Here is a 21,991-nt window from a genome sequence, read left to right as displayed (position 1 = left end):
CTCACTCCCTACGCAGCAGTTTCAGTCGGTGCTCCGGGGACAGCTGCGGCATGTTCAGCACGTGCGCCACGGCCTTGCCCGGATCGATGCGGACGTAATTGGCGTGGCCCCACTGGTATTCCTCGCCGGTGATCTCGTCGCGAACCCAGAAGCGGTCATGGGGCTCCATGCCCAACGCCGCCATGTCCAGCCACAAGGTGGCCTCTTCGGCGCCGAACGGGTTGAGCGTCACCACCACCAGCACCTGGTCACCCGTCACGGGATCGAACTTGCTGTAGGAGAGCAGCGCGTCGTTATCGAGATGGTGGAACTTGATGGTGCGCAACTGATGCAACGCCGGGTGGACCTGCCGAATCTCGTTGAGCTGGGTCAGGAACGGCTCCAGCGACTCACCGTCGGCCAGGGCGGCCTCGAAGTCGCGCGGACGCAGTTCGTACTTCTCGGAGTGCAGGTACTCCTCGCTGCCTTCGCGCACCGCGCGATGCTCGAACAGCTCATAGCCGGAGTACACACCCCACGACGGGCTCATGGTCGACGCCAGCACCGCGCGGATCGCGAACATGCCGGGCCCACCGTGTTGCAGGCTCTCGTGCAGGATGTCGGGGGTGTTGACGAACAGGTTGGGCCGCGCATAGTCGGCGTGTTCGACGATCTGCTGGCCGAATTCGATCAGCTCCCACTTCGCGGTGCGCCAGGTGAAGTACGTATAGGACTGCGTGAAGCCGAGTTTGGCCAGCCCGTACAGCCGGGCCGGGCGGGTGAACGCCTCGGAGAGGAACAGCACGTCGGGGTCGTGATTCTTCACCTCGCCGATCAGCCAGGCCCAGAAGTCCGGCGGTTTGGTGTGCGGGTTGTCGACCCGGAACACCTTGACGCCGTGTGAGATCCAGAACTTCACCACCCGCAGCACTTCCTGGTACAACCCGGCCGGGTCGTTGTCGAAGTTGAGCGGATAGATGTCCTGATACTTCTTCGGGGGGTTCTCCGCGTAAGCGATGGTCCCGTCGGGCAGCACGGTGAACCACTCCGGATGCTCACGCGCCCACGGGTGATCGGGCGCGGTCTGCAACGCCAGATCCAGCGCGACCTCCATGCCCTCGTCGCGGGCCGCGGCGACGAAATCGTCGAAATCCTCGATGGTGCCCAGCTTCGGGTGCACGGCGTCGTGCCCGCCTTCGTCGCTGCCGATCGCCCACGGTGAGCCGACGTCGTCGGGGGCCGCGGTCACGCTGTTGTTGCGGCCCTTGCGGTGCACCTTGCCGATCGGATGGATCGGGGGCAGATACACCACGTCGAAGCCCATTCGCGCGATCCTCGACAGCGCCTTGGTCGCCGTGGCGAAGGTGCCGTGAACGGGGTTGCCGCTCGCGTCCCACCCGCCCGTCGACCGTGGGAACATCTCGTACCAGGCGCTGAACCGGGCCAGCGGCCGGTCGACCCACACGCCGTACCGCTCGCCGCGGGTGAGAAGTTCGCGCAGCGGAAACCGCGACAGCAGCTCGGCCACCTGTGGCGACAGCGCCGCGCCCGCCCGCACGAACGGATCGCCGGGTTCGCGCAGCCGGGCCGCCGCGTCGATGAGCGGAAACCGCTCCCGCCTCGGCACCCCCGCGGCGGCGCGCTCCAGCAACCCGGCGCCGACCAGCAGGTCGTTGGACAGCTCACCCTCGCTCTGCCCGGCGTCCAGCTTGGCGGTCACGCTCTTGCGCCACGTCGCGATCGGATCGCCCCAGCCGTCCACCCGGAAGGTCCACAGGCCGACGGCGTCAGGGGTGAAGTGACCGTGGAACACATCCGGAGTCGTGCCGGTCGACATGGGCAGCAGCTGCGGTTTGATGCGCGACGTCGGGGTGACGACCTCCTCGACGGGCACCGCTTCCGGGGCCCGAACCAGGCCGGGGGGATCGTCGACGAGTTTCGGATACGCCGCGCCGTGGTAGCGCACCACCAGCGTGGCGGCCACGGCGTCATGGCCCTCGCGCCACACCGTCGCCGACACCGGCACGACTTCGCCGACGACGGCCTTGGCCGGGTACCGGCCGCCGGAAACGACAGGCGCGACGTCGTCGATTGCGATCCGACCGGTCACCCCACCACTCCTTACGTTCTGGACGTTGCGTCCTCGGCACCGCCCGGTCCGGCGTCGTCTGCGCGCGCCTCGAGAACCTCCTGGCCGCCCTATACCCACCGTAATGCGCGGCCCAACCCCCGGGGCGCCGAAGCGATCAGGGTTCCGGACTGCGGTGCGGCGAAAGGTCAGTAAGGTGGAGTCGCGTGAAAGCCCTGAGACGGTTCACTGTGCGCGCGCATCTGCCCGAGCGATTGGCCGCGCTCGAACGGCTGTCCATCAACCTGCGGTGGACCTGGGACAAGCCCACCCAGGATCTGTTCGCCGCCATCGACGAGGAGCTGTGGTGGCAGGTCGGTCGCGACCCGGTGGCGCTGCTGGGTCAGGTCAGACCCGGACGCCTGGACGAGTTGGCGGCGGACGAATCGTTTCTGGGGCGGCTCGACTCGCTGGTCGCCGATCTCGACGACTACCTGACCCGTCCGCTGTGGTATCAGCAGCAGCTGGAGGCCGGGGCCGAACTGCCCAACGGCATCGCCTACTTCTCGATGGAGTTCGGCGTGGCCGAGGTGCTGCCGAACTACTCCGGAGGCCTGGGCATCCTGGCCGGCGACCATCTCAAGTCGGCCTCTGATCTGGGTCTGCCGCTGATCGCCGTGGGGCTGTTGTACCGCTCGGGGTACTTCCGCCAGTCGTTGACCGCCGACGGCTGGCAGCGCGAGAGCTACCCGTCGCTGGATCCGCAGGGCCTTCCGCTGCGACAACTCATTGACAGCAGCGGCGATCCCGTGCTTGTCGAGGTGGCGATGCCCGATGACTCCCAGCTGCGCGCGCGGATCTGGGTGGCCCAGGTGGGCCGGGTTCCCCTGCTGTTGTTGGATTCCGACATCCCCGAGAACGACCACGGCCTGCGGGGGGTGACCGACCGGCTCTACGGCGGGGACCAGGAGCATCGGATCAAGCAGGAGATCCTGGCCGGCATCGGCGGGGTGCGGGCGATCCGGGCGTTCATCGAGCTGGAGGGCCGGCCGTCCCCGGAGGTGTTCCACATGAACGAGGGACACGCGGGATTCCTTGGTGTCGAACGGATCCGGGAGCTCATCGACGCCGGCTTGGATTTCGACACCGCGTTGACGGTGGTGCGCTCGTCGACGGTGTTCACCACCCACACGCCGGTGCCCGCGGGCATCGACCGGTTTCCCGTGGAGATGTTGCGGCGGTATTTCGGCGGTGCCAGCGACGGCCCGGCGGGGGAGATGTCGCGGCTGCTGCCCGGGGTTCCGCTGGACCGCATCATCGCCTTCGGCGCGGAAGACGACCCGACGAAGTTCAACATGGCGCACATGGGCCTGCGGCTGGCGCAGCGGGCCAACGGGGTCTCGCTGCTGCACGGCGAGGTCAGCCGCCACATGTTCAGCGCGCTGTGGCCGGGGTTCGATCCCAGCGAGGTGCCGATCGGCTCGATCACCAACGGCGTACACGCCCCGACCTGGGCGGCGCCTCAGTGGTTGGAGCTGGGTCGCGAGCTGATCGGGGCCAACCCGCAGGGGGAGCCCGCGGTGTGGGAACCCGCGGTGTGGGAGCGGCTGCACCAGGTCGATCCCGGGCACATGTGGTGGATCCGCTCGCAGCTGCGCAAGCAGCTCATCGAGGACGTGCGGGTGCGGCTACGCCGGTCATGGGCCGAACGTGGCGCGGCTGACGCCGAAATGGGCTGGATCGCAACGGCTTTTGACCCTGAGGTGCTGACCATCGGCTTCGCGCGGCGAGTGCCGACGTACAAGCGGCTGACGCTGATGCTGCGCGACCCCGAACGCTTGGAGCGGTTGCTGCTCGACGAGGAGCGGCCGATCCAGCTGATCGTGGCGGGCAAATCCCATCCCGCCGACGAGGGCGGCAAGGCGCTGATCCAGCAGGTGGTGAAGTTCGCCGACCGGCCTGAGGTGCGGCACCGCATCGCGTTTCTGCCCGACTACGACATGTCGATGGCCCGCCAGCTGTACTGGGGATGCGATGTGTGGCTGAACAACCCGCTGCGACCGCTGGAGGCCTGCGGCACGTCCGGGATGAAGAGCGCACTCAACGGCGGGCTGAACCTGTCGATCCGCGACGGCTGGTGGGACGAGTGGTACGACGGTGAAAACGGTTGGGAGATACCGACTGCCAGCGGGCTGGCGGACGAGAACCGACGCGACGATCTGGAAGCGGCCGCGCTCTACGATCTGCTCGAACAGTCGGTGACGCCCAAGTTCTACGACCGCGACGACCGGGGCATCCCGACCCGGTGGGTGGAGATGGTGCGGCACACGTTGATCGCGCTGGGACCGAAGGTGCTGGCGTCGCGCATGGTTCGCGATTACACCGAGAAGTACTACGCGCCGGCGGCCCAATCCCTGCGCAGGACGGTGCAACCCGGCGCGGACGGGGAGCCGTTCGGCGCGGCCCGCGACTTGGCGATCTACCGGCAGCGCGCCGAGGAGACCTGGCCGAAGATCCAGATCACCGACGTCGACAGCTCGGGGCTGCCGGACACCCCGCTGCTCGGCTCGGAGCTGACCCTGACCGCGATTGTGCAGCTTGCCGATCTGCGACCCGATGAGGTCACGGTGCAGGCCGTGCTGGGGCGCGTCGACGCGAGCAACAACCTGGTGAATCCGGTGACCGTGCCGATGCAGCACACGGAAACGACCGAGGGCGGCAATGCCAGGTTCTCGACGACCACGCCGCTGCCGGTCGCCGGTCCGGTCGGGTACACGGTGCGGGTGTTGCCTCACCATCCGCTGCTGGCCGGTGACAACGAACTCGGCCTCGTCACCTACCCGTGACACCCGCCCTCAAGGTGCCGATCGACGGCGGGCCATACGCGCTGGCCCCCGGCCCCGACGGCGCGCTGTGGGTGACGCTGGTGCACGCGGGCGCCATCGCGCGGGTCACGACGGCCGGTGATGTCACGGTGTATCCGGTTGCGCCGCAAAGCCGTCCGTCGATCATCACGGCCGGCCCCGACGGTGCGCTGTGGTTCACCCGCACCGGTGACGACCACATCGGCCGGATCAGCACCGCTGGCGAGTTGAGCGCGTTTCCCCTCGGCGAGGACCGCGGCCCCTACGGCATCACCGCCGGGCCCGACGGCGCGTTGTGGTTCACGGCCATGACATCCGGTGAGATCGGGCGCATCTCGGTCGACGGCGAGGTGACCGAATGGCACACCGTCGGCGGGGCACCGTCGATGATCACCGCCGGGCCCGACAACGCCCTGTGGTTCACCCTCAATCAAGCCAATGCGATCGGCCGGATGTCACCCACCGATGGACTGACCGTGCGCGAATTACCCACTGCCGCAGCCGGACCCGTGGGCATTGCCGCGACACACGACGACGCGGTGTGGTTCACCGAGATAGCCGCCGAGAAGCTGGGCCGCATTCCGATGCACGACGCGATCCAGGAGATCGACCTGCCAGGAAAGCCGCACGCGGTGGTGGCCGACCCCGGCGACGGGGTGTGGGTGACTCTGTGGGGCTCACACCAGATCGCCAGGGTCAGCGGCGACGGTGCGATCGTCACGATCGACCTGCCGCGGGGCAGCGAACCGCACGGGGTGGCGATCGGCGCCGACGGCGCCCCGTGGGTCGCGCTGGAGGCGGGGTTCGTGTTGCGGGTACCGGTCTGAGCAAATACTGGACACCTGTTCAGTGGTCGTGACGGCCCGGGTAGGTTGCCTTGTAGTGCGTCAATTAGCGCGACGTGTGGCGAAGGAACTTCAGCAGTGACACTTGGGACTGTGCTGCGGCGCGGCGTCGCCGTGTGCGCGATCGGGGGAGTGGTCGGTGGCCTGCACGCCGCGACGGCGGCGGCCGAACCGGCGGCGGAACCCGTCGTCGACGTCGTCCCGGGAGCACCGGCTCCGGAGGCCGCACCGGCACCCGAGGCGGCACCTGACGGCGCGCCACCGCCGCCGGATGGGGCGGTCGAGTCCACGCCGCCGGCGGTGACGGACACCCCCGACGGGTGGACGCTCACGCTGTCGGCCGAGGACGAGACGCAGGCCCCGATCCCGCCGCTCACCACGGCGCTGTCGACCCGCGAGTACGTCGTCGGCGGCACCTACACCGGTTCGATCACCGGCCCCGACGACACCCCGGCCGGCGGGACTCTCGAGGTCGGCTACGAGATCGGCTGCGGCATCGACATGAGCACGTCCAACGGCGTCTCGCTGACCGGCACCGCGGGCATCAACCCGTCGATGGGCATCCTGGGCATCGACGCCGCCGGCCCGATCGAGATCGGCGTGCTGCCGACCGTCGGCGCCAACATCGGTGGTGGCATCACCGTCGGCCTCAAACCCGGACTGGTCAACGTGGTCCCGGTGACGAAGAAGGAGTTCACCGGGGCCGACCCGTGGGTCAAGGTGAGCAACTTCCGGGTCCGGATCGACGGCTGCGTCGGCGAGTCCTTCATCCGCTCGTATGCGTTCCTGACCCGCTCGACCGACATGTCCGAAGCGGTGCTGGCCTGGTACGGCGTCACCAAGAAGGTCTAGCCCCTCCTTCGGGCGAAATAGCATTCCGGGTCGTCACGCGCGCGAATTGGCGACCCGGAATGCTATTTCGCGGGCTGCGGTAAGCACGCCGGTCAGGAGAAGCGCTTGAAGCAGCGCTCCTGGTCGCCGAGCACCCCGACGCGAAACGCGTCGATCCGCGAGAACCCGGACGGCACCGACTCGCCGTTGACGTCGCTGGCGACCAGGCCGTTGGTGAGGATGCCCGACACCGCCTCGTCGAGATCACCGGCGGTCAGCGCGACGGTGTTGCCGTCGGAGGTGGTGACCGAGCGGGACAGCTTCGTGGTGGCCACGCCGGTGAGGCAGGCGGTGCGCAGCGCGGACGCGGCGTTGTCGAGCGCGACGCCGCCGTGCTCGTGCTGGATGGCCTGCATGAAGCGCGACACCAGCACCGAATAGGCGGTGTTGTCGCCGCTGGCCAGCCCGCCGTCGCCGGTGATGTCGGCGGGGGTGCCCATCTCGGTCAGCTCATCGAGGTCGACGGCGATCGTGTTGGTGGCCGGGCAGTACGACACCGCCGGGCTCGGGCGGACGCCGGGGCAGTCGGCAGGCGCGAAGCGCAGCTGTGGGGGGTTGCCGGGCTGGAAGAGGATGTTCATCGCGTCGACGATCGCGCGCACCGACGACTCGCTGACCTCCCACTCGCCGGTCTCGTCCTCCCCGAGCAGCACGGGCAGATCGCCACGGCGCTGGCCGATCTCGCGCATGTCGATCGATTTGCACGCGGCAGCGCCGTCGGTGAAGCCGAACTGGAACGCCGAGAGCCTTTCGAACGCCGACCCGTGCTCGTCGATGCCGGCGGTGGGGTCGGTCTCGGTCATCAACGGGTCGCGGAACGCGATCACCGCGGCCAGCACGTTGTTGAGCCCCTCGCCGGTGGACAGGGTGAACCGCGATGAGTTGTCCTCGGCCACCCACCGCATGTAAACCCCGGCGAGACAGTCGGCCTGCTGTTCGGCGACCAGCGTGGGGGTGGCGATGTCGGCCAGCTCGGCCTGGCGTTGCACGTCGTGACCGTACTCGTGGGCCAGCACCATCGTGACGCCCATGTCGCCGTACGTCCGCTGCAGGTCGGGCAGCAGCTCGCCGCGATCCCAGCCGATGGTCCGGTCGTCGTGGCAGAAACCGGCGTTGACCAGACCGTAGGTGTCCTCGCCGCAGAACTGGACATTGTCGAAGCCGTTGGCGTCCCAGGAGTACAGCGCCTTGGCGCGGCGGAACGTGCCCCCGAACGGTTCGCTGAACGCGCCGTCCCAGAACTCCTCGACATCGCTGACGGCCTGGCGTGCCAGCTCGTCGATGTCGCTGCCGTCGGTGCCCTGGACCTTGCGCGTCGGTTCCGGGGCGTCGGAACGCAGCCCCGAAGGCCCGTCGGTCGCGGGCATCCCGGCGACCCGGAACGGGTCGGCGAACACCGAGACGGGTGTGCCCTGCAGCGTGGTCGAGCAGCCCGCCACGAGCACGGTAGTCGTCACCGCGATCGCGGCGCCCACCAGGTGTCGTCGCCCCATGGGGATATACCTAATACGCCCGATTTCGCCCAAAGGGACGTTTGGGCGTAATAGTGCGAGTGATTTTCGCCAATACGTCGATCTCGACGCAAAGACGCAAAGAGATGCGAAGAGATCAGGCGTCACGCAGCCGTTGCAGCGCCTCGCGCACCCGCGTCCGATCGGTCGTCGCCCAGAACGGCGGCAGTGACGCGCGCAGATAACCGCTGTAGCGCGCGGTGGCCATCCGCGAGTCCAGCACCGCGACGACGCCGCGGTCCTCGACGGTGCGCAGCAGGCGGCCCGCGCCCTGCGCCAGCAACAGCGCCGCGTGGCTGGCGGCGACGGCCATGAACCCGTTCCCGCCGCGCGCGGCCACCGCGCGTTGGCGCGCGGTGAGCAACGGGTCGTCGGGCCGCGGAAACGGAATGCGGTCGATGAACACCAGCGACAGCGACGGGCCCGGCACGTCGACGCCCTGCCACAGCGACAGCGTGCCGAAAAGCGAGGTCTCGGGATCCTCGGCGAACCGCTTCACCAGCGCCGACGTGGTGTCCTCACCCTGACACAGCACGGGGGTGTCCAGGCGCTCACGCATGATCTCGGCGGCGGCCTTGGCCGCCCGCATCGACGAGAACAGCCCCAGCGTGCGCCCGCCCGCCGCGGTGACCAGCGCCGCGATCTCGTCGAGTTGTTCGGCGTTGTTGAATGTCGCCGACTCCGCGGCTCCGGCGTTGAATGTCGCCGACTCCGCGGCTCCGGCGTTGAATGTCGCCGACTCCGCGCCTCCCGCCCCGCTGCCGCGATGCCCCGGCGGCGGCAGATGCGCGGCGACATAAAGGATGCCCGACTTCGCGTGCTCGAACGGCGACCCGACGTCGATGCCGCGCCATTTGGTGTCCTCGTCGCTCAGCCCCCACGCCGAGGCCATCGCGTCGAAGGTGCCGCCGATGGTCAGCGTCGCCGACGTCAGCACCGTCGTCGAGTGCTCGAACAGCCTGTCGCGCAACAGTGCCGCCACCGACAGCGGCGCCACCCGCAACACCGCGCGCACGTTACCGCGGTTGTCCTCGTGGTCCAGCCACACCACGTCCGTGCGGTCGGGGATCGCCGGGACGAACGAGTCGAGGATGCGCGACGCGGTGTCGGCGACGTCGGTCAGCGCCGTGACCGCCTCCGCGCGCGCCGACGCCGCCTTCGGATCACTCGGGCTGGTGTCGATCGCCGACCGCACCCGGTGGGCGGCATCGCGCAGCGCGGTCAGATACGTCGCCGTCTCGTCGTCGAGCCGGTCGATGCGACCGGGCGTGGCGTCGTGGATGGCCCACGAGATCGTCGCGGTCGCCGCCTCCAGCCGTTGCGCGAGTTCGGCGTCGACGAGACGCGCGGCGCGCCGGTGCGCTATCCCCAGCGAGGTCGCCGACAACTCGCCGGTCGCCACCGACGTCACCCGGTCGACCAGTTCGTGGGCCTCGTCGACCACCAGCAGGCGATGCTCGGGCAGCACGGCGGCATCCGAGATCGCGTCGATGGCCAGCAGCGCGTGGTTGGTGACGACGACGTCGGCAGCGCCGGCCTTCTCGCGGGCCCGTTCCGCGAAGCAGTCGGTGCCGAATGGGCAGCGCGACACCCCTATGCACTCCCGCGCCGAGACGCTCACCTGTGACCACGACCGGTCCGGCACCCCGGGCGTCAGCTCGTCGCGGTCCCCGGTGTCGGTGTCGGATGACCACGCGATCAGCCGCTGCACGTCGCGGCCGAGCGCGCTGGTGGCCATCGGTTCGAACAGCTCTTCCTGCGGCCGGTCCTCCGGCTCGGCCGCAGCTCCGTTGTGAATCTTGTTCAGGCACAGGTAATTTCCCCGGCCCTTCAACAGTGCGAACGCCGGGGTCCGGGGCAGGTTCTCGGCCAGTGCCTCCGCCAGCCGGGGCAGGTCGCGGTCCACGAGCTGGCGTTGCAGCGCGATGGTCGCGGTCGACACCACGACCGGTCCGTCGATCTCGAGGGCCCGCGCGATGGCCGGCACCAGGTAGGCCAACGATTTCCCGGTCCCCGTGCCGGCCTGCACCGCGAGGTGCTCACCGGTTTCGAAGGCGCGTGCCACCGCCTCGGCCATCTCGATCTGGCCGCTGCGCTGACTTCCGCCCAATGAGGCGACCGCCTTGGTCAGCAGGTCGGTGACGTCCGAAGTCGTGGTGCCTCCTAGGTTGCCCGCGCGACCATGCGGGTCGGGATCGCCGGCTCGCCGCGGGAGAGGGCCAGGCCGTGCCACGGCAAGCATTTCAGTCCGGCGCGGACCCGTTCGCGCGCGGTTTCCAGGCTGAGGTCGCCGACCGGTTCGCCGCCACGCACCAGCGTCTCGGTGAGCGGTCGCTCGAGCAGTCCGCGCTGGCTCGCGGGCGGCTCTCCGTACGGGTGGACGACCTCCTCGACCATGGTGCCGGTGGTCTTGGCCAGCCGGGTGGCCTGCTTGCGGCCGCCGTGGGATTCCTTGTGGCTGCTGCGCTTCTCCACCGGCATGCCGTCGACCTCGACCAGCTTGTACACCATGCCGGCGGTGGGGGCGCCCGAGCCCGTGACCAGCGCGGTGCCGACGCCGAAGATGTCGACGGGTTCGGCGCGCAGCGCGGCGATGCCGAACTCGTCCAGATCGCCCGAGACCACGATGCGGGTCCGGTGCGCGCCCAGCCGGTCCAGTTGGTCGCGGACCTGACGGGCCAGCACACCGAGGTCGCCGGAGTCGATGCGCACCGCGCCGAGGTCCGGACCGGCCACCTCGACGGCGTTGGCCACGCCGGCGGAGATGTCGTAGGTGTCGACCAGCAGCGTGGTGCCTGTGCCGAGCGCCTCGACCTGTGCCTTGAACGCCGCCTTCTCGTTCGGGCCGTCCGCGGTGGAGTACAGCAGCGTGAACGCGTGGGCGCTGGTGCCCGCCGCCGGGACGCCGTAGACCCGCTGCGCCTCGAGGTTGGAGGAGGCGCTGAACCCGGCGAGGTAGGCGGCCCGCGCGGCGGAGACGGCGGCCCGTTCGTGCGTGCGCCGCGAGCCCATCTCGATCAGCGCGCGCCCCTCGGCCGCCGACACCATGCGAGCGGCCGCCGACGCGATCGCGCTGTCGTGGTTGAGGATCGACAGCGCCAGGGTTTCCAACACGACGCATTCGCCGAAGGTGCCGTGTACCGACAACACCGGCGAGCCCGGGAAATACAGCTCCCCTTCGCCGTATCCGTCGACGTCGCCGCTGAACCGGTAGTCGGCGAGGTAGGCCAGCGTCTCACGGTCGCAGAACTCCGAGAGCAGCGAGAGGGCCTCGTCGTCGAAGGTGAACTGTGCCAACGCATCAATGAACCGTGCCGTACCGGCGACCACGCCGTACCGGCGGCCGTCGGGCAGACGCCGGGCGAAGACCTCGAACGTCGTGCGGCGGTGAGCGGTACCGTCGCGCAGGGCCGCCGCGAGCATGGTCAGCTCGTACTTGTCGGTGAGCAAAGCCAGGGACATCCCCGTGGACGTCGAGACCACACCGCAACCGTAGTAGTTCCAAGCCGCCCATATGCCCCGGCTATCCTTAAACGCATGGTGACGCCGGCCAAAGCCCGACCGGGGACCCGCGAGGAACGTGATGTCGCCACCTACGAGGCGACGGATGTCCCGTGGGTGACCATCGTCTGGGATGACCCGGTCAACTTGATGACCTACGTGACGTACGTCTTCCAGAAGCTGTTCGGATACAGCGAGCCGCACGCGACCAAACTCATGTTGCAGGTGCACAACGAAGGCAAGGCCGTGGTGTCGGCGGGCAGTCGTGAGGCGATGGAGGCCGATGTGTCCAGACTCCATGCCGCCGGCTTGTGGGCGACCCTGCAGCAGGACCGCTGACAGAACAGTGCGTAAATGGAAGCGGGTCGAGACTCCCGACGGCCCGCGCTTCCGCTCGGCGCTGGCCTCGCACGAGGCCGCCCTGCTGCACAGCCTGGCCACCTCGATGATCGGCATGCTCGACGAGCGCCAATCCTCTGCTCCCGCAGACGAACTCGAACAGATCACCGGGATGCGCACCGGAAACTCGGCGCCGCCGCAGGACGAGACGATGAAACGCCTGCTGCCCGACTTCTACCGCGCCCAGACCGATCATCCCGCCGGTTCGGGCACGGCTGAGTCGCTCAACAGCGCGTTGCGCAGCCTGCACGAGCCCGCGATCATCGACGCGAAACTGCAAGCGGCACAGCAGCTTCTGGACACTCTGCCGCGCGATGGCGGCAAGTTCGAGCTGCGTGAGGACGACGCGCACGCCTGGGTCGCGGCGGTCAACGACATGCGGCTGGCGCTGGGCACCATGCTGGGGGTCGAGGCGGGCGGACCGGACGCGTTGCCCGCCGACCACCCGCTGGCCGGGCACCTCGACGTGTACCAGTGGCTGACTGTGCTGCAGGAGTATCTGGTGCTCGGGCTCATGGGCAAGTCGCGTTGATCGGCGCGTGCGGACACACTCGCGAAAAGAGAACACAGTGACGGGTTCCATCACCGACGTCGCCGGCATCCTGGTCGGACAACACCACCGCGTCGACGCCGACGCCACGCTCGGGTCGGGGTGGGCCAGCGGCACCACGGTGGTGCTGGCGCCGCCGGGCACCGTCGGCGCCGTCGACGGACGCGGCGGTGCGCCCGGCACCCGCGAGACCGACCTGCTTCACCCGAGCAACTCGGTGCGCCACGTCGACGCGGTGGTGTTGTCGGGTGGCAGCGCGTTCGGGCTCGCCGCCGCCGACGGCGTGATGCGGTTTCTCGAAGAACAGGGCCGCGGGGTGGCGCTGGAGGGCGGGGTGGTGCCCATCGTGCCCGCCGCGGTGGTCTTCGACCTGCCCGTCGGCGGCTGGGCGTGCCGGCCGACGGCGGAGTTCGGCTACACCGCCGCCCGCAGCGCCGGCACCGAGGTGGCCCTCGGTACCGTCGGCGCGGGCACCGGCGCGCGGGCGGGCGTCCTCAAGGGCGGCGTCGGCACGGCGTCGACGACGCTGGAGTCGGGCGTGACGGTCGGGGCGGTGGTGGTGGTCAACTCGGCCGGAGACGTGGTGGACCCCGCGACCGGGCTGCCGTGGCAAGCCGAGGACATCGAGGCGCTGGGCCTGGTGGCGCCGCCGGCCGACCAGATCGCGGCCTACGCCGACCGGCACACCGAGTTCAGCCCGCTCAACACCACGGTTGCCGTCGTGGCCACCGACGCGGTGCTGAGCAAGGCGGGATGCGGACGCGTCGCCGTCGCCGCGCACGACGGGCTGGCCCGCACCATCCGGCCGTGCCACACCCCGTTGGATGGCGATACGGTGTTCACGCTGGCCACCGGCGCCGTCGAGGTGCCGCTCGACCCGGAAACCCCGGCGTCGATGTCGCCGGAGACACCGCTGCTCACCGGGATCGGCGCGGCCGCCGCGGACGTTTTGGCGCGGGCGGTGCTGGTCGGTGTGCTGGCAGCGGAGTCGGTGGCTGGAATACCGACGTACCGGGACCTGTTGCCCGGAGCGTTCGGGTGACAGCGCCGCACCGGCATTCCCGCAGCGCTTCACTCGGCGTTTCGCTGCTGGAATACAGTTTTGCGGCAGAAAGGGAGTGACTGTGCTGGTGATTCGGGCCGACCTGGTGGACGCCATGGTCGCGCACGCCCGCGCCGACCATCCCGACGAGGCGTGCGGGATCATCGCCGGGCCCGAGGGCTCCGATCGGCCGGAGCGGTTCATCGCCATGGTCAACGCCGAACGGTCCCCGACCTTCTACCGCTTCGACTCGATGGAGCAGCTGAAGGTGTGGCGGGCGATGGAGGAGGCCGGTGAGGCGCCCATCGTCATCTACCACTCGCACACCGCGACCGAGGCGTATCCCAGCCGCACCGACATCTCTCTCGCTTTCGAACCCGACGCCCACTACGTGCTGGTGTCGACCCGCGACCCCGACGAGCACGAGCTGCGCAGCTACCGCATCGTCGATGGTGTCGTCACCGAAGAACCCGTCAAGATCGTCGAGCATTATGAGGAGCATCCATGACCGTGAACGTCTCGATTCCGACCATTCTCCGCACCCACACCGGCGGAGACAAACGCGTCACCGCATCCGGTGACACGCTGGCGGCGGTGATCGACGACCTCGAGGCGAACTATTCGGGCATCCGCGAGCGGCTGATGGACAAGGCCAATCCGGGCAAGCTGAACCGTTTCGTCAACATCTATGTCAACGACGAAGACGTGCGGTTCTCGGGCGGGCTGGACACCACGATCGCCGACGGCGACTCGGTCACCATCCTGCCCGCCGTGGCCGGCGGTTGATCTTGGCGCGTTACGAGTCGCTGCTGGAGACGCTCGGCCACACCCCGCTGGTGGGGCTGCGCCGGCTGTCGCCGCGCTGGAACGACGAGGCCGATGGCGCGCCGCACGTGCGGCTGTGGGCCAAGCTCGAGGACCGCAACCCGACCGGTTCCATCAAGGACCGGCCCGCGCTACGGATGATCGAGGACGCCGAGCGCCGCGGCCTGCTGACACCGGGGGCGACAATCCTCGAGCCGACGAGCGGCAACACCGGCATCTCGATGGCGATGGCCGCGCTGCTCAAGGGCTACCAGATGATCTGCGTGATGCCGGAGAACACGTCGATCGAACGACGTCAGCTGCTCGAACTCTACGGCGCGCGGATCATCTTCTCGCCTGCCGAAGGCGGGTCGAACACCGCGGTCGCGCACGCGAAAGAGCTTGCGCAACAAAACCCGTCGTGGGTGATGCTGTACCAGTACGGCAACGAGGCCAACACCCTGTCGCACTATGAGGGCACCGGTCCCGAGCTGTTCGCCGACCTGCCCGAGATCACCCACTTCGTCGCCGGACTCGGCACCACGGGCACGCTGATGGGCACCGGTCGATACCTGCGCGAGCAGGTGCCCGATGTGCAGATCGTGGCCGCCGAACCTCGCTACGGCGAAGGGGTGTACGCGCTGCGCAACATCGACGAGGGGTTCATCCCCGAGCTGTACGACCCCGACGTGCTGACCACCCGCTATTCGGTCGGCTCGTATGACGCCATCCGGCGCACCCGCGAACTCGTCAAGGTCGAAGGCATTTTCGCCGGTATCTCCACCGGCGCGGTGCTGCACGCCGCCCTGGGCATGGCGGCCAAGGCGGTCATGGCCGGCGAGCGCGCCGACATCGCGTTCATCGTCGCCGACGCCGGGTGGAAGTATCTGTCGACCGGTGCCTACGCCGGTAGCCTGGATGAGGCCGAAGACGCGCTGGAAGGACAGCTATGGGCGTGACAGGCGGCTATCCCGGCGCGTCCGGGCCACCGCAGCGCAAGAAGCGCCCCGCCTGGGTGGTCGGCGGCCTGACGATCATCAGCTTCGTCGTGCTGCTCTGGTTGATCGAGCTGTGGGATTCGCTGACGGGACATCGGTTGGACGACAACGGCATCCGGCCGATGGAAAGCGACGGGCTGGTGGGCATCCTGTTCGCGCCGCTGCTGCATTCGGACTGGGATCACCTGATCGCCAACTCCGTTCCCGCGTTGGTGCTCGGCTTCCTGATGACGCTGGCGGGCATGTCGCGGTTCCTCTTCGCCACGGCGATCGTGTGGATCCTCGGCGGCCTGGGCACCTGGCTGATCGGCAACGTCGGCGTGCACTGCCCCTACGTCGGGGTGCCCTGCGAGACCAACCACATCGGGGCGTCGGGGCTGATCTTCGGCTGGCTGGCGTTCCTGATCGTGTTCGGCTTCTTCACCCGCAAGATCTGGGAGATCGTGATCGGCGTGGTCGTGCTGCTGCTGTACGGCGGCATCCTGCTGGGCGTGATGCCCGGCACCCCGGGTGTCTCCTGGCAGGGTCACCTGAGCGGGGCGGTGGCCGGCGTCGTCGCCGCCTACGTGCTGTCGGGGCCCGAACGTAAGGCGCGCGCACTTCGGCAGCCGGTCCAGTCGCCGCGCCTGCCGTCGTGACGGCACCGGCGGAACGCGCGGCGCTCCCTGTCGGCATCTTCGACTCGGGGGTCGGCGGGTTGACGGTCGCCCGCGCGATCATCGACCAGCTGCCCGACGAGGACATCATCTACGTCGGCGACACCGCCAACGGGCCGTACGGTCCGCTGACCATTCCGCAGATCCGCGCGCACGCGTTGGCCATCGGCGACGATCTGGTGTCGCGGGGAGTCAAGGCGTTGGTGATCGCCTGCAACTCGGCGTCGTCGGCGTGCCTGCGTGACGCCAGGGAACGCTACGCTCCGGTGCCCGTCGTTGAGGTGATCCTGCCCGCTGTGCGACGCGCGGTGGCCGCGACCCGCAACGGTCGCATCGGCGTCATCGGTACGCAGGCCACCATCGCGTCGGGGGCGTATCAAGACGCTTTCGGCGCCGCGCGCGACACCGAGGTGCACGCGGTGGCGTGCCCGCGGTTCGTGGATTTCGTCGAGCGGGGAGTGACCAGCGGACGTCAGGTACTCGGCCTGGCCGAGGGTTATCTGGAACCGCTGCAGCGCGCCGAGGTCGACACCCTGGTCCTGGGCTGCACCCACTATCCGATGCTGTCGGGCCTGATCCAGTTGGCGATGGGCGAGCACGTGACCCTGGTGTCCAGCGCGGAGGAGACCGCCAAGGACTTGCTGCGGGTGCTCACCGAACTCGATTTGCTGCGGCCGCACCCGGAGGATCCGGGCGCCCGTGGTGCACAGCGGGTCTTCGAGGCGACCGGTGATCCTGAGTCGTTCACCACACTCGCCGCCCGGTTCCTCGGTCCGTCGCTTGACGGTGTTCGACCTGTGCAACGTCACGTCGGCGCCCGGAAGTGATTTAGCGCAAGAAAGGGTTGCAAACGGGCAATGTCTTCGTCACACCGGTGTCGGGCATGGCAAGCTAGTGGGTGTGCGAATCACCGTACTCGGTTGCTCCGGCAGCGTCGTCGGGCCTGATTCGCCAGCCTCTGGATACCTGATCTCCGCGCCGGATACTCCGCCATTGGTCGTCGATTTTGGGGGCGGCGTACTGGGCGCGCTGCAGCGCTATGCCGATCCCAACGATGTGCATGTGTTGCTTTCGCATCTGCACGCCGACCATTGCCTCGATCTTCCCGGCTTGTTCGTGTGGCGGCGTTATCACCCGGCACCGGCCCAGGAACCCGGTGTGCTGTACGGCCCGGCGAACACGTGGGCGCGGCTGGGCGCCGCGTCCTCACCCGAGGGCGGGGAGATCGACGACTTCTCCGATGTTTTCGAGGTGCGTCACTGGGTGCACGACCAACCGGTGACCATCGGTTCGCTGACCGTGGTGCCGAAGCTCGTTTGCCACCCGACCGAGTCGTACGGTCTGCGCTTCACCGATCCGTCCGGTGCGACGTTCGTCTACAGCGGCGACACCGGCTACTGTGACGCGGTCATCGACCTGGCCCGCGACGCCGACGTGTTCCTGTGCGAGGCGTCGTGGACGCATTCTCCGGACCGGCCGCCGAACCTGCACCTGTCGGGCACCGAGGCGGGCCGGGCGGCCGCCCGCGCCGGCGTCGGCGAACTGTTGCTGACCCACATACCGCCGTGGACGTCGCGCGAGGACGTCATCAGCGAGGCGAAGGCGGAGTTCCACGGGCCGGTGCACGCCGTGGTGTGCGGCGAGTCATTCGACGTCCCCCGCAAGTGAGCTTTTTCGCCCAAACGGACATTTGGGCGCCACAGTGCGAGAAGTACGCGACAAAACGTCGATCTCGGCGATGACGGACCCACCCGATAGGGTTGGCCCGTGTCCACACGAGAAGACGGTCGGCGCGACGACGAACTGCGGCCGGTCCGCATCACCCGCGGCTTCACCACACATCCCGCCGGGTCGGTGCTGGTCGAGTTCGGCGAGACCCGCGTCATGTGCACCGCCAGCGTCACCGAAGGTGTGCCGCGCTGGCGCAAGGGCACCGGGCAGGGCTGGCTGACCGCCGAATACGCGATGCTGCCCGCGGCCACCCACCAGCGTTCGGACCGCGAGTCGGTCAAGGGCCGAGTCGGCGGGCGCACCCAGGAGATCAGCCGGCTCGTCGGCCGGTCGCTGCGCGCGTGCATCGACCTGGGCGCGTTGGGGGAGAACACCATCGCGATCGACTGCGACGTGCTGCAGGCCGACGGCGGCACCCGCACCGCGGCGATCACCGGCGCCTACGTCGCGCTGGCCGACGCGGTGACCTACCTGGCCGCCGCGGGCAAGCTGTCTGACCCCAGGCCGCTGTCGTGTGCGATCGCGGCGGTCAGCGTCGGCGTTGTCGACGGACGCATCCGCGTCGACCTGCCCTACTCAGAAGACTCCCGCGCCGAGGTCGACATGAACGTCGTCGCCACCGACACCGGGACGCTCGTGGAGATCCAGGGCACCGGCGAAGGCGCGACATTTCCGCGCTCGACGCTGGACAAAATGCTCGACGCCGCGATGGCGGCCTGCGAGCAGATCTTCGAAATCCAGCGCCAGGCACTGGAATTGCCGTATCCGGGGGAGCTGCCGGAATCACCGGAGCCGCCGAAGAAGGCGTTCGGAAGCTGACCTCGCTGCTGGTGGCCAGCCGCAACCGCAAGAAGCTGGCCGAGCTGCACCGCGTCCTCGACGCCGCCGGGGTGTCGGGGCTGACGCTGCTGTCCCTCGACGACGTGGCGCCGTTCGATGAGGCACCGGAGACCGGCGCGACGTTCGAGGACAACGCGCTTGCCAAGGCGCGCCAGGCGTTTCGGGCCACGGGGCTGGCGACCGTCGCCGACGACTCCGGGCTGGAAGTCGACGCGCTCAACGGGATGCCGGGGGTGTTGTCGGCGCGGTGGTCGGGCGTGGCCGGCGATGCCGCCGAAAAGGACCGAGCCAACATGGCGTTGCTGCTGGCGCAGCTTCGCGACGTGCCCGACGAGCGGCGGGGTGCCGCGTTCGTGTCGGCATGCGCACTGGTGCACGACGGGGGAGAGGTCGTCGTGCGCGGGGAGTGGCCGGGCAGCATCACCCGCGAGCCGCGCGGCGAGGGCGGCTTCGGCTACGACCCCGTGTTCCTGCCCGCCGGATCGACGAGGACCGCCGCCGAGCTGAGCCCCGCCGAGAAGGACGCCGTGTCGCACCGCGGGCGGGCGTTGACGGCGCTGCTGCCGGCGTTGCGCGAACTGGCCGCTCGAACGTGAATTTTGTATAGCCGATCTAATCGGTAGCATGCCCGGGGTGCGTGGCCGCCCCTCTTCTTCCGGCGTCGATGGCGCACGCACCCGGCATCCGGCCGTCATCGTCGCGGTCCTCGCCGCAGCCGGCATCAGCGTGTCGCTGATGCAGACCCTGGTGATCCCGCTCATCCCCGAACTGCCCGCGCTGCTGCACACCAACGCCACCAACGCGTCGTGGGTGATCACCGCGACGTTGCTCACCGCCGCGGTGGCGACGCCGGTGTTCGGCAGGCTCGGCGACATGTACGGGCCCAAGCCGATCCTGCTGATCTGCACGGTCCTGTTGACGGCCGGTTCGTTGCTCGTGGCGACGACGAACGCGTTGGTCCCCGTGATCGTCGGCCGCGCGTTGCAGGGCTTCGGCATACCGATCATCCCGTTGGGCATCAGCGTGCTGAGGGCGACCGTCCCGCCGCGCCGGGTCGGTACGGCGATGGGGTTGATGAGTTCCTCGCTCGGGGTGGGCGGGGCGCTTGGGCTTCCGCTGTCGGCGATCATCGCCGACCGGTTCGACTGGCATGCGCTGTTCTGGTTCGCCGCCGCGCTCGGGGTCGCATCCGGCCTGCTGTTCGCGGTGCTGGTGCCCCGGATTCCCGCGACGTCGAGCGACCGGTTCGACCCGCTCGGCACGATCGGGCTGGCCGCCGGGCTGGTGACGCTGCTGCTCGGCATCTCCAAAGGCGGGGACTGGGGCTGGACCAGCGCGACCACGCTGGGGATGTTCGTGACGTCGGTCGTCGTCTTCGGCTTCTTCGCGCTGTGGCAGTTCCGCACCGCCGCGCCGATCGTCGACCTGCGGACCACGTTGAAACGTCCGGTGCTGAGCACGAACATGGCGTCGATCGCGGTGGGGTTCGCGTTGTTCGCGATGTCGTTGATCGGACCGCAGGTCCTCGAGCTGCCGCCCGCGACGGGCTACGGGCTGGGCCAGAGCATGCTGCAAGCCGGTCTGTGGCTGGCGCCCGGCGGGCTGGCGATGATGGTCTCCGCGCCGATCGCATCGCGGGTGGCGGCGGCGCGCGGGCCGAAGTCCACGCTGATCATCGGCAGCCTGGTCGTGTCGGGCTCGTATCTGGCCGGGTTGGCGCTGATCGGCAGCGCGTGGCAGGTGTCCCTGTTCAACGTGCTGGTCAGTGTCGGGGTCGGGTTCGCGTTCGCGTCGATGCCCGCGCTGATCAACGCGGCTGTGCCGATCTCGGAAACCGCCGCGGCCAACGGCATCAACGCGCTCGCGCGGTCACTGGGGACCTCGATCTCCAGCGCCGTGGTGGGTGCCGTGCTCGCAGGCGCGACGGTCTCGGTCGCGGGCCACGAGTATCCGTCGCTGGCCGCGCTACGGATCGCGTTGGTGATCGCTGCGGGAATGGCTGCGCTGGCCGCGCTATTGGCCGTGCTGATTCCGGCGACAGTCGGCGGGGCCGACGACGGCGTCGTGCCGGAACGGGAGCCGGTCACAAGCCGAAGCGTTCCTTGATCTCCTTGGTCTGCACCTGCTCGACGATGATCCCGACGAGCGGAATGGTGCCCGCCAGCAGCACGCCGATGGTCTTGGCGATCGGCCAGCGCACCTTCACCGCGAGGTTGGCGGTGAAGAGCAGATAGACGAAGTACACCCAGCCGTGGACGACCGCGATCCAGTTCAGGCCCTCGACGTCGTAGACGTACTTCATCACCATCTCGTAGCACAAGGCGATCAGCCAGATACCGGTCGTCCAGGCGAGAACGCGGTAGCCCAGGAGCGCCTTGCGGATGGCGTCGATGGGGGTGGTGGGCGCGGGGGTTTCGGTCATGACGTCGGCTGTTCCTTGTCTTTCTGGGCGTCTTTCTCGGCGAGCTCGGCGAGGTAGGCGTTGTACTCCCGCAATGCGGGATCGGCGTCGGTGTCCGGTGGCGGGGTGTGGCGTTCGGGCAGGAGGCCGGCGGGGAGCTCGGTGACGGCGTCGTTGCCGGACTGCTCGGGTGGCGCCTCTTCGTAGCGGACGAACTTGTAGTAGGCGTACACCAGGAAGCCGGCGAACATCGGCCACTGCAGCGCGTAGCCGAGGTTCTGGAAATCGCCGGACGTGGACTCGAAGCGGGTCCACTGCCACCACGCCAGGGCCAGGCAGCCGGCGGCGCCGACGATCACCAGGGCGATGAGCGCCGGTCTGCTACGCCGTGTAGTGGACACCATTCAACGGTACCGCGACGGCCTTCGGCCCGACGAACTCATCCAGCCGCGCAGTGGCCGCTTTGCGGTAAATGGAGACGATGTATCTGCTCGACCGGGTCCAGGGGATATCGAGCTTGTCGAGCGCGGCGGTGAACAGTCCCAGAATGTCTTCGGATCGGTTTGTGAAGTGGTACCGGATGCTGCGTACCCCGCGATCGTTGGCGACGACGCGGCAGCCGTCGGAATGGATGAGGCCGAGAACGAACTCTTCGGTTGCCTGGTCGACGAGTGCTTGCTGCCAGGGCGCGAGTTTGATCGGCCTCTCATGCTTTTTGCCCGGACCGTGTGAGGAAATAGGCAGGGCCAGTGTCTAGAGAAAAGGTAGACATCGACACATCCGACACGCTGCACGAGTCCCGCGCGTTGACCTGGCATCAGCAATCCGATGGCGTAACAGCACCGATTGATAATCGGCGGATACTTTTTGTCGAGGGTGATCCGCAGGCGCCATACTCGACGTGTCCGTGA

Annotated in this window: 22 protein-coding genes; 16 read left to right on the top strand and 6 right to left on the bottom strand. The window is 68.8% G+C overall.

What is annotated here, in order from left to right; genetic code table 11:
- Position 1 precedes the first annotated feature (1 nt).
- Positions 2-2,089 carry an alpha-1,4-glucan--maltose-1-phosphate maltosyltransferase gene (locus MELE44368_RS13060; RefSeq protein ID WP_128108878.1) on the bottom strand — a complete coding sequence of 696 codons (2,088 nt, stop codon included), beginning with the start codon at positions 2,087-2,089 and terminating at the stop codon, positions 2-4.
- 185 nt (positions 2,090-2,274) lie between these two features.
- Between MELE44368_RS13060 and MELE44368_RS13055 the strand changes: the two genes are divergently transcribed.
- From MELE44368_RS13055 to MELE44368_RS13045, 3 genes are all read left to right on the top strand, one after another.
- Entirely contained in the window at positions 2,275-4,893 is a 2,619-nt protein-coding gene (locus MELE44368_RS13055) for a glycosyltransferase family 1 protein (protein ID WP_128108877.1), read from the top strand.
- Positions 4,890-5,738, top strand: coding sequence for a Vgb family protein (locus MELE44368_RS13050; RefSeq protein WP_128108876.1), 849 nt, complete (start codon positions 4,890-4,892; stop codon positions 5,736-5,738). Before MELE44368_RS13055 ends, MELE44368_RS13050 begins: the two co-directional genes overlap by 4 nt.
- Before the next feature lie 96 nt (positions 5,739-5,834).
- Positions 5,835-6,608, top strand: coding sequence for an MspA family porin (locus MELE44368_RS13045; protein WP_241566595.1), 774 nt, complete (start codon positions 5,835-5,837; stop codon positions 6,606-6,608).
- A gap of 92 nt (positions 6,609-6,700) precedes the next feature.
- Here MELE44368_RS13045 and MELE44368_RS13040 read toward each other — a convergent pair whose 3' ends face one another.
- The 3 genes from MELE44368_RS13040 to MELE44368_RS13030 form a co-directional block, all read right to left on the bottom strand.
- Positions 6,701-8,140, bottom strand: a complete 1,440-nt coding sequence (locus MELE44368_RS13040) for a neutral zinc metallopeptidase (protein ID WP_128108875.1) — start codon at positions 8,138-8,140, stop codon at positions 6,701-6,703.
- A 115-nt stretch (positions 8,141-8,255) separates the two neighbouring features.
- Positions 8,256-10,292 carry an ATP-dependent DNA helicase gene (locus MELE44368_RS13035; RefSeq protein WP_241566602.1) on the bottom strand — a complete coding sequence of 679 codons (2,037 nt, stop codon included), beginning with the start codon at positions 10,290-10,292 and terminating at the stop codon, positions 8,256-8,258.
- Positions 10,293-10,321: 29 nt separating this feature from the next.
- Positions 10,322-11,620, bottom strand: a complete 1,299-nt coding sequence (locus tag MELE44368_RS13030; protein WP_128108901.1) for a nicotinate phosphoribosyltransferase — start codon at positions 11,618-11,620, stop codon at positions 10,322-10,324.
- Positions 11,621-11,695: 75 nt separating this feature from the next.
- Here MELE44368_RS13030 and clpS point away from each other — a divergent pair, with 75 nt between their 5' ends.
- From clpS to MELE44368_RS12970, 12 genes are all read left to right on the top strand, one after another.
- Complete coding sequence (gene clpS / locus MELE44368_RS13025) at positions 11,696-11,998, top strand: ATP-dependent Clp protease adapter ClpS (RefSeq protein ID WP_128108873.1); 303 nt, start codon at positions 11,696-11,698, stop codon at positions 11,996-11,998.
- Positions 11,999-12,005: 7 nt separating this feature from the next.
- Entirely contained in the window at positions 12,006-12,590 is a 585-nt protein-coding gene (aosR, locus tag MELE44368_RS13020; protein ID WP_128108872.1) for an oxidative stress transcriptional regulator AosR, read from the top strand.
- 37 nt (positions 12,591-12,627) lie between these two features.
- Positions 12,628-13,650: a P1 family peptidase gene (locus tag MELE44368_RS13015; RefSeq protein WP_128108871.1), complete on the top strand. Its 1,023-nt coding sequence runs from the start codon at positions 12,628-12,630 to the stop codon at positions 13,648-13,650.
- A gap of 82 nt (positions 13,651-13,732) precedes the next feature.
- Positions 13,733-14,158, top strand: coding sequence for a M67 family metallopeptidase (locus MELE44368_RS13010; protein ID WP_128108870.1), 426 nt, complete (start codon positions 13,733-13,735; stop codon positions 14,156-14,158).
- Positions 14,155-14,436 carry a MoaD/ThiS family protein gene (locus MELE44368_RS13005; RefSeq protein WP_128108869.1) on the top strand — a complete coding sequence of 94 codons (282 nt, stop codon included), beginning with the start codon at positions 14,155-14,157 and terminating at the stop codon, positions 14,434-14,436. The genes MELE44368_RS13010 and MELE44368_RS13005 overlap by 4 nt, the downstream gene beginning before the upstream one ends.
- Before the next feature lie 2 nt (positions 14,437-14,438).
- A complete protein-coding gene (locus MELE44368_RS13000; RefSeq protein ID WP_128108868.1) occupies positions 14,439-15,413 on the top strand; it encodes a cysteine synthase in 975 nt (324 codons plus the stop codon).
- Positions 15,404-16,090 (top strand): rhomboid family intramembrane serine protease, encoded by a 687-nt coding sequence (locus MELE44368_RS12995; protein ID WP_128108867.1) that lies wholly within the window; start codon positions 15,404-15,406, stop codon positions 16,088-16,090. The genes MELE44368_RS13000 and MELE44368_RS12995 overlap by 10 nt, the downstream gene beginning before the upstream one ends.
- Positions 16,087-16,935, top strand: coding sequence for a glutamate racemase (gene murI, locus MELE44368_RS12990; RefSeq protein WP_128108866.1), 849 nt, complete (start codon positions 16,087-16,089; stop codon positions 16,933-16,935). The genes MELE44368_RS12995 and murI overlap by 4 nt, the downstream gene beginning before the upstream one ends.
- Before the next feature lie 67 nt (positions 16,936-17,002).
- Positions 17,003-17,776 carry a cyclic nucleotide-degrading phosphodiesterase gene (locus MELE44368_RS12985; RefSeq protein WP_128108865.1) on the top strand — a complete coding sequence of 258 codons (774 nt, stop codon included), beginning with the start codon at positions 17,003-17,005 and terminating at the stop codon, positions 17,774-17,776.
- Positions 17,777-17,875: 99 nt separating this feature from the next.
- Positions 17,876-18,658 carry a ribonuclease PH gene (rph, locus tag MELE44368_RS12980; RefSeq protein ID WP_128108864.1) on the top strand — a complete coding sequence of 261 codons (783 nt, stop codon included), beginning with the start codon at positions 17,876-17,878 and terminating at the stop codon, positions 18,656-18,658.
- Complete coding sequence (gene rdgB / locus MELE44368_RS12975; RefSeq protein ID WP_206613761.1) at positions 18,655-19,275, top strand: RdgB/HAM1 family non-canonical purine NTP pyrophosphatase; 621 nt, start codon at positions 18,655-18,657, stop codon at positions 19,273-19,275. Before rph ends, rdgB begins: the two co-directional genes overlap by 4 nt.
- A gap of 28 nt (positions 19,276-19,303) precedes the next feature.
- On the top strand, positions 19,304-20,785 hold the full coding sequence (locus MELE44368_RS12970; protein WP_128108862.1) for an MFS transporter: 1,482 nt from the start codon (positions 19,304-19,306) through the stop codon (positions 20,783-20,785).
- On the opposite strand, the gene MELE44368_RS12965 is transcribed toward MELE44368_RS12970, so the two are convergent.
- Positions 20,763-21,101, bottom strand: coding sequence for a DUF3817 domain-containing protein (locus tag MELE44368_RS12965; RefSeq protein ID WP_128108861.1), 339 nt, complete (start codon positions 21,099-21,101; stop codon positions 20,763-20,765). The two genes, MELE44368_RS12970 and MELE44368_RS12965, sit on opposite strands and share 23 nt — an antisense overlap.
- Positions 21,098-21,481, bottom strand: coding sequence for a hypothetical protein (locus tag MELE44368_RS12960; RefSeq protein WP_128108860.1), 384 nt, complete (start codon positions 21,479-21,481; stop codon positions 21,098-21,100). The genes MELE44368_RS12965 and MELE44368_RS12960 overlap by 4 nt, the downstream gene beginning before the upstream one ends.
- Between MELE44368_RS12960 and MELE44368_RS27095 the strand changes: the two genes are divergently transcribed.
- On the top strand, positions 21,474-21,812 hold the full coding sequence (locus tag MELE44368_RS27095) for a hypothetical protein (RefSeq protein WP_241566603.1): 339 nt from the start codon (positions 21,474-21,476) through the stop codon (positions 21,810-21,812). The genes MELE44368_RS12960 and MELE44368_RS27095 overlap by 8 nt on opposite strands.
- Positions 21,813-21,991 lie beyond the last annotated feature (179 nt).

The sequence above is a fragment of the Mycolicibacterium elephantis DSM 44368 genome (genome assembly GCF_004014805.1).
GTDB classification, from domain to species: domain Bacteria; phylum Actinomycetota; class Actinomycetes; order Mycobacteriales; family Mycobacteriaceae; genus Mycobacterium; species Mycobacterium elephantis.
This window is presented reverse-complemented; position numbering and strand designations above follow the sequence as displayed.

Excerpts from the sequence above, each read along its gene's own strand:
- MELE44368_RS13040 (WP_128108875.1), bottom strand. The coding sequence starts at position 8,140 with ATGGGGCGACGACACCTGGTGGGCGCCGCGATCGCGGTGACGACTACC.
- MELE44368_RS13030 (WP_128108901.1), bottom strand. The coding sequence starts at position 11,620 with ATGTCCCTGGCTTTGCTCACCGACAAGTACGAGCTGACCATGCTCGCG.
- MELE44368_RS12970 (WP_128108862.1), top strand. The coding sequence starts at position 19,304 with ATGCCCGGGGTGCGTGGCCGCCCCTCTTCTTCCGGCGTCGATGGCGCA.
- clpS (WP_128108873.1), top strand. The coding sequence starts at position 11,696 with ATGGTGACGCCGGCCAAAGCCCGACCGGGGACCCGCGAGGAACGTGAT.
- MELE44368_RS12995 (WP_128108867.1), top strand. The coding sequence starts at position 15,404 with ATGGGCGTGACAGGCGGCTATCCCGGCGCGTCCGGGCCACCGCAGCGC.
- MELE44368_RS13005 (WP_128108869.1), top strand. The coding sequence starts at position 14,155 with ATGACCGTGAACGTCTCGATTCCGACCATTCTCCGCACCCACACCGGC.
- MELE44368_RS12965 (WP_128108861.1), bottom strand. The coding sequence starts at position 21,101 with ATGACCGAAACCCCCGCGCCCACCACCCCCATCGACGCCATCCGCAAG.